Origin of the sequence: Fischerella major NIES-592 (assembly GCF_001904645.1) — a bacterium.
GTDB lineage: Bacteria > Cyanobacteriota > Cyanobacteriia > Cyanobacteriales > Nostocaceae > Fischerella > Fischerella thermalis.
In genome coordinates this window covers 434,855-450,236 of the sequence record NZ_MRCA01000002.1, presented here as the reverse complement: position 1 = coordinate 450,236, position 15,382 = coordinate 434,855, and the positions used below count along the sequence as shown (strand labels likewise).

The 15,382-nt window shown below is 41.8% G+C and carries 9 protein-coding genes; 6 read left to right on the top strand and 3 right to left on the bottom strand.

Annotated features, from left to right (window positions below; all coding sequences use genetic code 11):
• Positions 1-332: 332 nt before the first annotated feature.
• The gene (locus tag NIES592_RS05875; RefSeq protein ID WP_026086564.1) at positions 333-806 is read right to left on the bottom strand and encodes a molybdenum cofactor biosynthesis protein MoaE; all 474 of its coding nucleotides are present in this window, start codon (positions 804-806) and stop codon (positions 333-335) included.
• Between the two features lie 667 nt (positions 807-1,473).
• On the opposite strand from NIES592_RS05875, the gene NIES592_RS05870 reads away from it, so the two are divergent.
• From NIES592_RS05870 to NIES592_RS05845, 6 genes are all read left to right on the top strand, one after another.
• The gene (locus NIES592_RS05870; protein WP_073555183.1) at positions 1,474-4,290 is read left to right on the top strand and encodes a hybrid sensor histidine kinase/response regulator; all 2,817 of its coding nucleotides are present in this window, start codon (positions 1,474-1,476) and stop codon (positions 4,288-4,290) included.
• Between the two features lie 170 nt (positions 4,291-4,460).
• Complete coding sequence (locus NIES592_RS05865) at positions 4,461-7,376, top strand: PAS domain-containing protein (RefSeq protein ID WP_073555182.1); 2,916 nt, start codon at positions 4,461-4,463, stop codon at positions 7,374-7,376.
• A 129-nt stretch (positions 7,377-7,505) separates the two neighbouring features.
• Complete coding sequence (locus NIES592_RS05860; RefSeq protein ID WP_178379479.1) at positions 7,506-7,952, top strand: response regulator; 447 nt, start codon at positions 7,506-7,508, stop codon at positions 7,950-7,952.
• Between the two features lie 15 nt (positions 7,953-7,967).
• Complete coding sequence (locus tag NIES592_RS05855) at positions 7,968-9,860, top strand: hybrid sensor histidine kinase/response regulator (RefSeq protein WP_073555181.1); 1,893 nt, start codon at positions 7,968-7,970, stop codon at positions 9,858-9,860.
• Between the two features lie 147 nt (positions 9,861-10,007).
• Positions 10,008-10,394: a nuclear transport factor 2 family protein gene (locus tag NIES592_RS05850; RefSeq protein ID WP_062243508.1), complete on the top strand. Its 387-nt coding sequence runs from the start codon at positions 10,008-10,010 to the stop codon at positions 10,392-10,394.
• A 42-nt stretch (positions 10,395-10,436) separates the two neighbouring features.
• On the top strand, positions 10,437-10,781 hold the full coding sequence (locus tag NIES592_RS05845; protein ID WP_016868919.1) for a hypothetical protein: 345 nt from the start codon (positions 10,437-10,439) through the stop codon (positions 10,779-10,781).
• Between the two features lie 427 nt (positions 10,782-11,208).
• Here the strand turns inward: NIES592_RS05845 and NIES592_RS05840 are convergent, their stop codons facing one another.
• Entirely contained in the window at positions 11,209-12,510 is a 1,302-nt protein-coding gene (locus NIES592_RS05840; protein ID WP_073555180.1) for a type II secretion system protein N, read from the bottom strand.
• Between the two features lie 354 nt (positions 12,511-12,864).
• Positions 12,865-14,802, bottom strand: coding sequence for a tRNA uridine-5-carboxymethylaminomethyl(34) synthesis enzyme MnmG (mnmG, locus tag NIES592_RS05835; protein ID WP_073555179.1), 1,938 nt, complete (start codon positions 14,800-14,802; stop codon positions 12,865-12,867).
• Between the last annotated feature and the right edge of the window lie 580 nt (positions 14,803-15,382).

Here is a 15,382-nt window from a genome sequence, read left to right as displayed (position 1 = left end):
ATTTCCTCTAGATAAGCTGATATATTATCACTTTGACACTTATTTTCAAAACAATCGATAGATTAGTGCTTTACATAAAAGCAAGACAATATTAGAAGTAAATGATTTCCTCAATCATCTACTCGTTTTTTCCCTAAGGTTTCTTTTACTAATGTCGCGATTCTGTGGATCGCGACATTATTTTGAGGGCGATCGCAGTGAGTTCCGTATACGCGATCGCTGCAATTACTCCTGGGTAGGAGTAATCAATAACGGAGATTATACTGATTGCAATACCATTGATGGTTGCAGTGGCAGCCCCCTCATACCTGCAACCCCCCAGCTAGGAAACATCAAGACTGTTCACAAGCACCAATACTTACCCAACTGCTAGAACCATCTTGCCAATGTTCTTTTTTCCAAATGGGGGCGTTATGTTTGAGAGTGTCGATTGCATAACGACAAGCTGCAAATGCTTCCGAACGGTGAGGACAACCCACCGCCACTAAAACACTGATTTCGCCAATTTGCAAATGTCCAATGCGATGGTGAATGACTACACGATTGACATCAGTCCATTTTTGACGAATATCGGTAGCAATTTGATAGAACACTTGTAGAGCCATTGGTTCATAAGCTTGGTATTCCAAGGAAACAACTGGTTTACCATCAGTTTGATTGCGAACTGTACCGCTCATCACCACTACAGCCCCGTTTGCTGGATCATTAGCTAATCGATAGATTTCCTCAACTAGTAACGGTGCAAAGGTAATGACAAAGCTATCTTCAGATTTAGGTTTTATGGAAAAGGGAAATGTTGTTATCATAGCAAAAGTTATTGGGTATGAAGCATTGGACATTACAGAAGTGTGGAGTGTGAAGAGTAGGGAGAGCGTGTAGACGCGCTTTGCGCGGCTTCCCGTAGAGTGGAGTGGGCGAAGTAGAGAAATAACCACCAACCTACCTTTACGGGAAGCCACTACGCGTCTAGGTGTCTACGTGACGGTAACCGCCTTTTTGGGGAGCTGGACTCACCACTAACAACCAACCACCAACTATTATCAGTTACCCTACACCCATAGTAAGTATCTTTGATCCTGTTGTTGCCAGCTTATGTCAGCTTTATCCAAAGATCATCCATAACAAAAGTGCTTATAACTGGGCAATTTTTGGATTTTTTAAGTAGTTTTACCCAATTTAATAATTATTTTGTCATCTCCCCTAAGGCATATTACTATAGTTGAAGTGACAAAGTTGTCTAATTGTCTCTAATTTAGATGGCTGGATAGTAACTTGAACTAAACTACCAACTTAAAGTAATCGTAAGGTGAATTAGCAAGCAATTTTCCCGTTAGGGTATTTGTGTATAGCAGTTGCAAACACACTCATGACTGATGTCGCTCTTTTATTTCTTACCGCCCTACTTCAGTCATTTCAACAGCCATAGGTTACACGAAGGCAAGCCGTAAATCAGGAATAGTGGGAAAACATCTCATGAAAACTTTAGTGCCTAATAATGAAGTGAAGAGGCTTGAAGCTCTTCATGAGTATCAAATTCTAGACACTTTACCAGAACAAGTGTTTGACGATTTGGCGTTTTTAGCGGCTCAAATTTGCCAAACACCGATCGCTCTGATTAATTTTATTGATGCTAAGCGTCAGTGGTTCAAGGCTAAAGTGGGATTATCGGTGGGAGAAATGCCAAGAGAGATGGGATTCTGCCCTATTTGTATAGAAATGAAGGATATTTTGATTGTCCCTGACACTTTGGCTGATGAACGGTTTGCCAACTCGCCTGTAGTTACCTCGGAACCACATGTCAGATTTTATGCAGGTGTGCCTTTGTTTGCACCAGAGGGAGAAGCAATTGGGACTGTTTGTGTAGTTGATTACATTTCCCGTGAAATTACCTCAGAACAAATACAAGCACTACAAGCTATTGGCCGCTTAGTTATTAGGCAATTAGAATTACGACGAAATCTCTCCGAATTAGTCAGTATTAAAAAGGAATATAAACAGTCACAAACAGCACTACAGCAGAGCGAATCTACCCTCCGTAGTTTCTATGACAGTGCCCCTATGATGATGGGAGTTGTTGAACTCCGAGGTAATGATATACTGCACATTTCTGATAACGCGACTAGTGCCAAATTTTTTGGGCTAACTCCAGAAGCGATGCAAAATCGCTTTGCTAGTGAGTTAGGTGTACCAAAAGAGTCCGTGAATGAGTGGATACATTATTATCGTGAGGCTGAATATACCAAATTACCTGTCAGCTTTGAATATGCTCACGATCACCCCCAGGGTAAAAAATGGCTTAGAAGTACAGTATCACCAATTGCTGCCTGTTGTGGCGGCACTCCACAATTTGCTTATGTAGTAGAAGATATTACTGATCGCAAACTTGCCGAAGAACATCTCTGCTGGCAAGAAGCCCTATTACGTTCTATGACTAGCGTTTCACCCCTAGCATTTTATGTTGTCGATAATCGTACAGACAATATTTTGTATTTCAATGATCGATTTTGTGAAATTTGGGGTATCCAACACCTCAAACCATTGATGGAACGTCGTCAATTAAAGAATCAGGATATCATACCCGATTGTCTACAATTAATAGCAGATATTCCCGCTTTTGCTGAGTCCTGTAAACCCTTACAAAGCGAAGACAACCACTGTGTTGTTGAAGACGAAATTTTATTTACCGATGGGCGAATCATACGGCGGTTCTCAACCCAAGTCCGCGACGTTAATGATCAATATTTTGGACGTTTATATATTTTTGAGGATATCACTGCCCGCAAACAAGCAGAACAACAAGTCCGCGAACAAGCAGCTTTACTCGATATTGCCACTGATGCCATCATTCTGAAAGATTTATCTAATCAGATTTTACTGTGGAATAAAAGTGCAGAAAACCTTTACGGCTGGCAATCAGAAGAAGCTATAGGTAAGTATGCTGATGAACTTTTTGCTCACGAACCATTATCACTACTAAGAGAAATTAATAACACAGTTTTAGAACACGGTTTTTGGCAAGGAGAATTACAAAAAACTCACAAATCTGGTCAACAAATCATCATTGAAAGTCGTTGGACACTGGTAAGAGATGAACATCAACAACCAAAATCCATTCTGATAGTTGATACAGATATCACCCAAAAAAAAGAACTAGAAAAACAATTTTTACGCGCCCAACGTATGGAGAGTATTGGGACTCTTGCTAGTGGCATTGCTCATGATTTAAATAATGTCTTATCGCCAATTTTGATGTCGGTACAACTATTAAAAGCTAAATCCCAAGACAGACGCGATAGCCAAATCTTATCAATAGTAGAAAATAATGCCAAGCGTGGTGCAAATTTAGTGAAGCAAGTACTGTCATTTGCAAGGGGGATAGAAGGCGATCGCACTGTTCTCCAAGTCAAACACCTGATTTTGGAAATGAAGCAAATTGTCGAACAAACATTTCCCAAATCAATTACTGTTGACACTGAAATTCAAGCAGATTTGTGGAGCGTTTGTGGAGATAGTACCCAACTACATCAAGTATTAATGAACTTGTGCCTCAATGCGCGTGATGCCATGCCCACTGGTGGAAAGATCACAATTGCTGCTCAAAATATTGTCATTGATGAAAACTATGCCAAAATGCATTTAGATGCAAAAGTTGGTTCTTACATAGTCCTGAAAGTCACTGATACAGGAGTCGGCATTTCTCAAGAAATATTAGACAGAATTTTTGAGCCATTTTTCACAACCAAAGAGTTTGGTAAAGGTACAGGACTGGGACTCTCAACAGTCATGGGTATTGTCAAAGGTCACGGTGGTTTTATCACTGTGTCTAGTACCCTTGGTAAAGGTACAAAATTTAAAGTATTTTTACCAGCAGTTCCAACACAGACTGAAGCACCATCAGAAAACATAGAAATGCCAAAAGGTCAAGGACAATGGATCTTGGTTGTAGATGATGAAGTCGCCGTCAGAGAGATTACAGCAACTTCTTTAGAAAATCACAACTACAAAGTATTCACTGCTAGTGATGGCATTGAAGCAGTAGCACTGTATGCCCAACACAAAGACAAAATTAGTGCAGCAATTATAGATATGATGATGCCAAATATGGATGGCACAACCACTATTAACACATTGCGGAAAATGAATCCGCTTTTACGTATTATTGCTGTGAGTGGCTTGGCAACAGGTGAACAAATTTTACTAAATAACAATACAAAGCGTACAGTTTTCTTACCAAAACCCTATACTGCACAGGAATTATTAAAAACATTACATGTAGTTAATAGTCAATAGTCAATTGTCATCTGATGTTGAATTATAAGTTAGCAAAATGCTTATCTGATGCAGAAAGTAATAGAAAAAGAAGCAAAAAATACATAGAATGGAATAAGTAAAAAAATAATATTAATTTTTTTATCAAAATATTTTAAACATCTTGACTATTAATCATTGACTCTTAAAAAATGACTAATTTAATTTTGGTTGTCGATGACGACCATTGTGTACGTAAACAGTTACATGAATTGTTAAAAACAGCAGGATATAGAGTACTAGAGGCAAGTAGTGGTGAAGAGGCCCTAGCTATTTATACTCAACAGCAACCAGACATGGTGTTACTAGATGTTTTGATGTCGGGGATGGATGGATTTACCTGCTGCGCCCAATTAAAAAGCCTTCCTGGTGGCGATCGCACTCCTATATTAATGGTTACAGGTCTTACTGACCAAGAATCTATAGAAAAGGCTTTTGCGGCAGGTGCGGCAGATTTTATTACCAAACCTGTGAAATGGCCAATATTGCGTCAACGAGTGCAGCGTCTTTTAGAAGCTAGTCACGCCATGCAGGCGCTACGACAACAAACCGAACAGCAGATTCTAGTAGCAGAACTCAGTCAACAGGCACTAGCTGGCACAGATATTACCTCCCTGATGCAGCAAGCAGTCACCTTTGTTGCCCAGTGTCTAAAAGTAGAGTATAGCAAAGCTTGGGAACTGCTACCAGATAACAACACACTACTGTTGCGAGCAGCAGTAGGTTGGCAACAACAACTAGTGGGAAAGGCAACTATCCAAGCTGGAAACAATTCTCAAGCTGGCTACACTCTCAAAGTTAACGAACCAGTGATTGTAGAAGACCTGCGCACAGAAACACGGTTCAATTCCTCACCGTTTTTTCAGGAACAGCCATTAATTAGTAGCCTCAGTGTCGTTATTCATGGTAAAGACCGTGCTTTTGGTGTTTTAGGCGCCCATACAACCAAATATCGTACTTTTAGCAAAGATGATATTTACTTTTTACAAGCCACTGCCAATGTTCTAGCAACAGCGATCGCCCGCCAGACAGCTGAAGAAGCCCTCAAAGAAAGTGAGCAACGTTGGCAATTAGCTGTGCAGGGTAGTAATGATGGCATTTGGGATTGGAATGTCAAAACCAATGAAGTTTTCTTTTCCACACGCTGGAAAGAAATGCTTGGTTACGAAGAACAAGAGATTTCCAACCACTTGGATGAATGGTCAAGCCGAGTGCATCCCGATGATCTTGGTTGGGTGAGACGAGTGATTCAAGACCACTTTGATAAAAAAACTCCTTTTTACATCAGTGAATACCGCATTAGATGTAAAGACGGTACTTACAAATGGATTTTAGATCGCGGTCAAGCCCTGTGGGATGAAGATGGTAACGCTGTGCGGATGGTAGGTTCCCATACAGATATTACCGAACGTAAGCTAGCAGAGGAAAAATTACATCAAAGTGAAGAACGTTTTCAAATCCTTGCCCGTGCTACCACTGACGTGGTATGGGACTGGGATTTGTCAACCGACCAAGTGTGGTGGAATGAAAATGTCCAAACATTGTTTGGTTATCCACCAGAAGAAAGTAGGAATAATACTAATTGGTGGTATGAATGCATACATCCAGATGACAGACAGAGAATTATTGCTGATATTCACGCTGTTATAGACAGTAGACAACAATTTTGGTCTAACGAATATCGTTTTCGTCGTGCTGATGGTTCCTACGCACACATTTTTGACCGCGGTTACGTTGTTCTTGACCGTGCAGGTAATCCTGTCCGCATGATCGGTGCCATGATGGATATCAGCGATCGCAAACGGGTACAAGAAGAATTACAACGGCAAAACATGCGATCGCGGTTATTTGCTGATATCACTCTCAAAATTCGCCAATCATTACAAATCGATGACATTCTGCAAACTAGCGTCACAGAAGTCCAAAAGCTATTAGGTGCAGATCGGGTAGTAGTTTTTCGATTACGTCCTGATGGTTCTGGGACTGTAGTAAAAGAAGCCGTGGTTCCTGGTACACCCATGATTTTGGGGCGAAACATTGTTGATCCCTGCTTTCAAGAAGATTACATCGAAAAATACCGCCGGGGACGAATTAGCGCTATTGAAGATATTACCCAAGCCGATATCCAACCTTGTCATGTGGAATTTCTCCAAGGATTATCAGTTAAAGCTAACCTAGTTGTGCCCATTATCATGCAAGATCAACTCTGGGGGCTGTTGATTGCCCATCAGTGCGCCCATCCCCGCTACTGGAATGAGTGGGAAACCGAATTGTTGCGCCAACTAGCAGATCAAATTGGTATTGCCCTCGCCCAAGCTAAACTCCTAGAACAAGAAACCAGACAACGACAGGAACTCAGCCGTTCTAACGAAGAACTGCAAGAATTTGCTTTTGTCGCCTCCCATGACTTGCAAGAACCACTACGGAAAATTAAAACCTTTGGCGATCGCCTGAAAGCTAGTTATGGTGATGTCCTCAATGAACAAGGACGTGACTATCTAGAAAGAATGCAAAATGCTGCTCGTCGGATGCAGACATTGATAGAAGATCTATTGACCCTTTCGCGAGTTACCACCAGAGCGCAGCCTTTTGTGGCGGTGGATCTTTTACAGGTTACCCAAGAAGTGTTGTCTGATTTGGAAATTAGCATACAGCAAACCGGAGCAACTATAGAAATCGGAGAATTACCCGTGATCGATGCCGACCCGCTGCAAATACGACAATTATTGCAGAATCTCATTGGTAATGCTCTGAAGTTTCATCAAAAAGAAATACAGCCTATTGTGAAAATCTACAGCCAACTCCTGTATGATCCAGAACATGTCAGTGCTGAACAATGTCAAATCATTGTGGAAGATAATGGTATAGGGTTTAATGAGAAATACTTAGACCGTATCTTTAACGTTTTTCAGCGCCTACATGGTCGTAGTGAATATGATGGCACTGGTATAGGGTTAGCAATCTGCCGCAAAATAGTTGAGCGTCATCAAGGGACCATCAACGCCAGGAGTGAACCAGGACAAGGGGCAAAATTTATCGTCACTTTGCCTATTCATCCTCACTCTTGATTTTTTCTGCTACTAATGGGTTTATCATACCCCATATGATAATTAGCAGTTTTGCATTTTTACCCATTTATTTGTTGCAATTTAATAATGAATTAATCCTAAGAAACCTCATAAAGGAGAAAATGCAGGGTGAAGGGTCGGCAAACAACCGTCACTATTTTAATGGCCGATGATGATGAGGACGACTGTATGTTAGTTCGTGAAGCATTAGCAGAAAGTCGCTTGACCATTGAGCTACGGATCGTTCGGGATGGAGAAGAGTTAATGGATTATCTGTATCGGCACGGCCGATATGCTGATCCTCATATTTCACCTCGTCCTGGTCTGGTTTTGTTAGATTTGAATATGCCGAAAAAAGATGGTCGTGAAGCACTTAGGGAAATCAAAAATGATCCAGAACTAAGGTCAATTCCCGTTGTGGTACTCACTACCTCAAAAGCCGAGGAAGATATCTATCGTACCTATAATTTGGGAGCAAATTCGTTCATCATTAAACCGGTGACATTTGCCGCCTTAGTAGAAGTAATGAAGACTATAGGAAAGTACTGGTTTGAAATTGTAGAACTGCCGCTATAAGCGTGGGAGGCAGCAATGAAAAACAACTTAATCAGGGTTCTGCTGATTGACGATGATGAGGATGATTATATATTAACTCGCGATTGGTTTAAAGAATTTCAAGTAGCTACCTGTACATTGGAATGGGTAGATAATTATCAAGCAGGCAGAGACGCGATCGCCTCTGGGCAGTATGATGTTTATCTAGTAGATTACCGTTTAGGCGATGGCAACGGTCTAGAATTATTACGTGAAGCTGTTGATCATGGCTGTACAGCTCCGATTATTTTTCTTACCGGTCAGGGAGACAGAGAAATAGACATCGAGGCGATGAAAGCCGGAGCCGCAGATTATCTGGAAAAAAGTCAGTTAGCAGCACCTTTACTAGAACGTTCGATTCGTTATGCCCTAGAACGTAAACAAAATGAGCAAAAAATCCGAGAACAAGCCGCTTTATTAGATGTAGCAACTGATGCTATTTTTGTCCAAGATTTAGAAGGAAAAATTTTATTTTGGAATAAAGCTGCTGAACTACTTTACAAATGGAAAAAAGAAGAAGCTATTGGTAAAAAAGCCTCAGAACTTTGGCAAGAAAAAGATTTATCAAAATTACAAGCTGCCCTCTCGATTCTAATGAAAAATCGTGCCTGGGAAGGTGAATTACAGCAAATAACAAAAACGGGTCAGGAGATTACAGTTGAAAGCCGTTGGACACTCGTAAAAGATTTTGACAACACAACCCAATGTTTTTTAGTTGTAAATACTGATATTACCCAAAAAAAATTATTAGAATCACAATTTTTACGCGCCCAAAGATTAGAGAGTATAGGTACTTTGGCTAGTGGTATTGCCCATGACCTGAACAATGTCCTAGCACCAATATTGATGACAGCGCAACTTTTAGAATCACAACTAGATGATGAGCGCAGTAAGCGACTTTTACCAATTTTAATTAGTAATGCCAAACGGGGAGCAAATTTAGTTAAACAAGTATTATCTTTTACTCGGGGGATGGAAGGCGATCGCACCTTGCTGCAACTCAAGCACATAGTCCGAGAAATCCAGCAAGTAATTAGAGAAACCTTCCCGAAATCCATTAACGTTTCTACCTCTATCCCTCCAAATCTCTGGACTATATATGGTGATGCTACCCAACTGCATCAAGTACTGATGAATTTATGTGTCAATGCCCGTGATGCTATGCCCAACGGTGGTAATTTAACAATCTCCACAGAAAATTTTTTAGTCGACGAAAACTATGCCAGAATGCATTTAGATGCCCAAGTAGGGGCTTACGTAGCAATTACTGTTGCTGACACAGGAGTGGGTATTGCCCCGGAAATCCTCGACCGGATTTTTGAGCCATTTTATACGACGAAAGAATTTGGCAAAGGAACTGGTTTAGGTCTTTCTACAGTACTAGGAATCGTCAAAAGTCATGGCGGCTTTGTTAATGTCTATAGTGAAGTTGGTAAAGGCAGCCAATTTAAAGTATTTTTACCAGCACAACAGACACCAGAAAGTCTAGAAGAACCAGAAAAAGAATTACCCACCGGCAATGGTGAATTAATTTTGGTCGTTGACGATGAAGATTCGATTCGGGACATCACCAAAACATCCCTAGAAACCCACAATTATAAAGCAATCACAGCTAGCGATGGTATTGAAGCGATCGCTCTTTATGCAGAACATCGTGACGAAATATCTGTAGTATTAACAGATATGCTCATGCCATCTATGGATGGACTGACAACCATCCGCACCTTGAAAAAAATTAATCCCAACGTCAAAATTATCGCCGTCAGTGGACTGGCTTCCACCGAAAAGGTAAACGCCGCAGCCGACATCGGTGTCAAAGCCTTTTTATCTAAACCCTTCACCGCCAAGCAATTATTGCAAACCATTGGTGTGGTGAAAAGTGGAAAGTAGTTTCTGATGTGGTGATGGGGTGATGGGGTGATGGGGAGGGGTGTGTAGACGCGTAGCGGCTTCCCGTAAGGGTGGGGTGTGAGGGGTGTGAGGGGTAAGTATTAAACAACAACTAACTACTAACAACTAACTACTAACCAATGAAAAATGACAAATAATTCTGAAATTTTAGCTGTGAATGATGCTTTTTATCGGGCGTTTGAAAAAAAAGATATTGAGGCTATGAGTGCAGTTTGGTCTCAAGGAACTGGTAGTCTTTGTGTTCACCCTGGCTGGGATATACTCCGGGGTTGGAAAGCAATTTCTACCTCTTGGCAGAAGATATTTAAAAATACTCCTTATATTGAAATTAATGCCGAGATAATTAGTGTAGAGATACGCGATCATCTTGCCTATATTGTGTTAGTAGAAAATGTGATGCAAGTGATAAACGGTAGGAAAATCGAAGCGCGATCGCTTGCTACAAATATTTTTGAATTTTTGGGAGGAAAATGGTACTTAATCCATCATCATGCCAGCCCGATTATGCGATGACATGCGCTAACGTAGTGATATAATTGTCACTATAGCAAAGCAATGAAAAGAATCGGGGTGTTAATCTCTCTGGGAATATTAACGTTTATTTTTATTTGGGGTGGTTTGTTTTCTCATCCTGCCGCATCGCAACAAATAGAATCTCGACTTAACAATTTAGAAGCTGATTTTAATCGCTTGCAGTCAGAAGTAAATCAACTCCAATCCCAGTTATCAAATCGTCCTTCTTCATTACCCAGAACAACCATAACTCCGTCGCCATCCCGACGAAATCTTTCCCAACAAGAAAAAGATAAAATGTTTGATAGACTGGCGACATTAGTAGTCGAAGTTAAGCGCCAAGTCCAAGGATTAGAGAAGCGAGTTACTAAATTAGAGTCTCGTTAAAAGTGTAAGAATCAATTAATTTGATAAACTATTTGGTTGAGTGTTCCGTGAAAACATAGCGTTTTTCAACCCAAATGGTCGTGGAGTTTTTCTGCATTTGAATCTTTGAATTAGGACAGTTTAGTAGCTTTATTTTTGTCGAATTAAACTTCAGTTTCAAGATGATGTGCCCTTGTCTGGTTTGCACAAAAGGCGAAAGATATTACTGTGTTAAGGTGTAGACGGAAATTGGAAGTTGTTTTTACCTACTAACTACTCACAGCCTTAACCAGCCATTTGTTCACACTAACTTATATCAAGTTCGACTAACTGCTTACGATATTATGCTTGGCTGTTGGTCATTAGTTTTTCCCATTACGGATTACCAATTACCTATTACCAGCATACGCGACAGTATAGGTATTCAAGCGAACATGATATATATTAACTAAAATCTCTGTCCAGCAAAAATTGATCGCACTTCGCCGTTGCGGCGGATGATTGCTTCTTTGTTTGCAACATCTACTAGTGTCCAACCACTAGAACCGATGCTTTCACCAATACCAACGCGCTGAGTTACACCATCGATTTGAAATAAAGCAGCAGATTTGGATTTATTCTCTGACTCTAGCAATCCCTCAAGAACATAGGCAGGAGTAGGAGCAGATGCAATAGCTGTGACTTCTTTGATTGGTGTTGGTTGTGATTGCGGTGCTGTAGTTGTAGGTTGTTGTACAGGTTTTAACGAAGTTGACAAAGACGGTAGCGTTGCTTTAGGTGCTTGTCTAACTGTAATTGGTGCTGTTTTTATATCTACGGGTTTCAGGTTTTGTTGCACTACTGCTAAGACATTTGCAGGTTTAGTTGGTTGAATCCCACTATTTGCAGAGGGTTTGACAACGGATGGTGGTTTAGAGGTATTTGTTGTCTTTTGATTCACGGCAGATGGCAGTGGTGGCAAAGTGTTACTAATGCCAGAAACTTTTGGAGGTACATAGCGCATTGGTAATGGCGCTTTATAAACAGGGATATAAATTCGCTCAACAACGTTCGTAGAAGTAGAAGTCGGAGCAGGAGATGTATTGTTAGCGGTCAAAACTGGTGGTAGGCTGGGAGGAGGTTGGTCATTCCTGACATAAGCTAAGGCTGTGCGGTTAGTTGTTACTCCTGGTGTGAGTGCAACGTTGATGGGTTTGATTTTGGTTTTCGCTTCTTGTCTGTCTATGGCAGCAAGCGAACCCAACATATAATTCACAAAATCTGCTTCTATTTCTGCCTTTGTGGGCAGTTTCGGTTGGGGTGCTTCTAAGGCTTGCTGGAAAGATGCTAATCTGAAGCGGTGGAACAAACCAGAGTTCATTAACCAGACAATGCTAGCGATCGCCACTGCCAAGTTTGTTCCTACACTTAGCATCCGACTGAACCAGTGTCGTGATTTTGGGCGTACTCTTTTCACAACTTTTCTGACAGGAGCAGTATTCACCACCACTGCATTCGGGTTGTTTCTGTAGTGCGTTACTGTTTGTATGTTTTGCCACGGTTGATTTGGCAAAACAACTGGCGGCATCGGGTTTGTTTGCTGCACCGTGTGCGAAGGTAGATTGGCACTACTATCCAAAATTGAGTCTATTTCGGCAAATAGATCATCCATAAAACCATCTGCGTAGGTATCTATCGTCCAAGGTTCAATGGCGATTAATTCCTCTGATGGTTCTGGAATAATGAGGTTGGTACTGGCTTCTTGAGACATAGCGATTTTTCAGTTTTAGCTTCGTCGTAGCGAACCAATAGACTTCTTGTAGAAGTTGGGAAAGGATAAAGTCTACCGGATGGAGAGGTGGGCAGGTGGGGTGGAAATTTCCCCCTATCTCCCCATCCCCCCATCATCTAGTTTTCCCCTTTAACCTTTCCCCTATATTTTGTTAGCCCTGGTGCTGATCTGGGAGCAAAAGTCTATTATCCCGTCTTAGTTAGACGAGTTAATGAGGGATTTGGTATTAAATTCGACTGGAGTCAGGAAGCTAGATGATTATTCTCAGTATATACTGATGTCATCAATCATACTCAACTATACCCTGATATACCCTACTACTATACTCCTGCTTCATAAAGTTTGTTGGGAAGCTAAAGCTGAAAACTCAGTATCCGTCTTTGTTCTACGCAATTCTAAATAAATTAACAAAGCGTTAATATCAGCCGGATTCACACCACCAATCCGTGCTGCTTGACCGATGGTCAACGGTTTTACCTTGGTGAGCTTTTCCCGTGCTTCTTTAGAAAGGGTATCAATTGCTCCGTAATCTAAATCTGGAGGTAAGTGGCGATTGGCTTGACGAGCAATTTGCTCAATTTGATTTTGCTGTCTCGCCAGATAACCAGAGTACTTGATATCAATCTCTGCCCCTTCTGTTTCAGCACGGTTGAGGTGGGGATTTGCGAGTCCGTAGACATTGAGGTCTGTATAATGAAATCCAGGACGTCGTAATAAATCAGCGAGGGTAATCGAACCCTTAATTGCTTGTCCTGTGGCTTGAGCGATCGCTTTGCCAACTTCATCATGTTCTTTCACCCGGATGCTGTGCAACCGTTCTTTTTCAGCGGCAATATTTGCTTGCTTGCGGGTAAATAATTCCCAACGGCGATCGTCAATCAAACCAATTTCCCTTCCCAAAGGAGTCAGGCGTTGATCAGCATTATCAGAGCGTAAAATTAAACGATACTCTGACCTACTAGTTAACATCCGGTAAGGCTCCCGCAAGTCTTTTGTACACAAATCATCAACTAGTGTACCGATGTAACTTTCTTCACGCGGGAACACAATCATTGCTTCTCCCCGCACAAATCTTGCCGCATTAATTCCTGCCACAATTCCTTGGGCTGCCGCTTCTTCATAGCCAGTCGTACCGTTAATTTGCCCGGCACAGAACAGCCCCTCAATTTTTTTTGTCATCAGCGTGGGAAAACACTGAGTCGCAGGTAAATAATCATACTCCACAGCATAAGCCGGACGTAACATGATACAGTTTTCCATACCAGGAAGACTGCGCAACATTTGCAATTGCAAGTTTTCTGGCAATCCTGTAGAAAACCCTTGAATATAGAGTTCTGGTATATCTCTACCTTCCGGTTCGATAAAAATTTGATGGCTTTCCTTATCAGCAAAGCGTACTATTTTATCTTCAATACTAGGACAATAACGCGGTCCTTTCGCTTCTACCCAACCACCATACACCGGCGACAAGTGGAGATTTTCCCGAATCAGACGATGAGTTTCGGCTGTTGTCCGCGTCATGTAGCAGGGCATTTGTTCCCTTTCTATCCACACTTGGGGGTCAAAGCTAAACCAACGCACATCCGTATCCCCTGGCTGGGGTTCCATTTTGCTGTAATCTACAGACCGCTTGTCCACTCGTGCCGGCGTACCTGTTTTCAAGCGCCCAGTTTCAAAGCCCAAACGCTGTAGAGTTTCCGTTAACCCGACAGCAGCAAATTCTCCAGCCCTCCCCGCTGACATCGACTTATTACCAACCCATATTTTGCCACCCAAGAATGTACCAGTTGTCAGAATTACCGCTTTGCATTGGAAACCTACACCAAAATAAGTCTGAACACCAATAACCTCATCATTAGCACCCAGCACTAAATCAGTAACCATCCCCTCGCGGACAGTTAAATTTTCTTGATTCTCAACAATACCCTTCATCACCGCTGCGTATTCCCGCTTATCAGTCTGGGCGCGTAATGCCCACACCGCAGGACCCCGCGAAGAATTGAGAATCCGCTTTTGCAGGTAAGTACGGTCTGCCATCTTACCTATTTCTCCACCAAGTGCATCCACCTCATGGGTTAACTGAGATTTAGCAGGCCCACCTACTGCTGGATTACAAGGTTGCCAAGCAATTTTATCTAAGTTGAGTGTCAACAGCATGGTACGGCAACCAAGGCGTGCGGTAGCAAGCGCTGCTTCACAACCAGAGTGACCAGCACCAACGACGATGACATCAAATACGTCTTGGAAATCTATAGAATTGTGCATGGTCATAACGAAAAAACACTAAGCATGGAGACATCTAACTAATTCTAACTAACTCACCGTAAGTTCCCCACGCTCAACGGTAATCCATTCATATCATATCCGTTTGAACACTGATATTATCCGTTGGGGTCGGTAATTGGTAATGGGTAATGGGTAATTGGTGAGACTACTTGCCGTCTTGGCTTGATGCCAAATGACAAAATAGCCTAGACCGCGCGCGCTGTGCGGCTGCACTAAATTTTCTTTCTTTGCGTCCTTCGCGCCTTTGCGGTTCATTCCTCCTTATCAAATATTCGTGCAAGAGGTCAAATAGAAAGCGATCGCTCTGTCTTTGGAGAGATTTGCCACAATTATTCAATTCCCTCAATACTTGCAAATTTTACTTGTTTGAGGGAATGAAACACCCCTACCTACTAATCCAGATGATCTTCATCCAGTTCCTCAATTGCTGGTGGTTCATCACCAGGGGTTCGTAGTACTTCAACCATCTCTTGGACTTCCAGTGGTGGAGGTGGTGTGAGTCGAGAAACGCTCCAAGTGACAACGAAGTTGATTAACATACCAAGAGTGCCAATTCCTTCGGCAG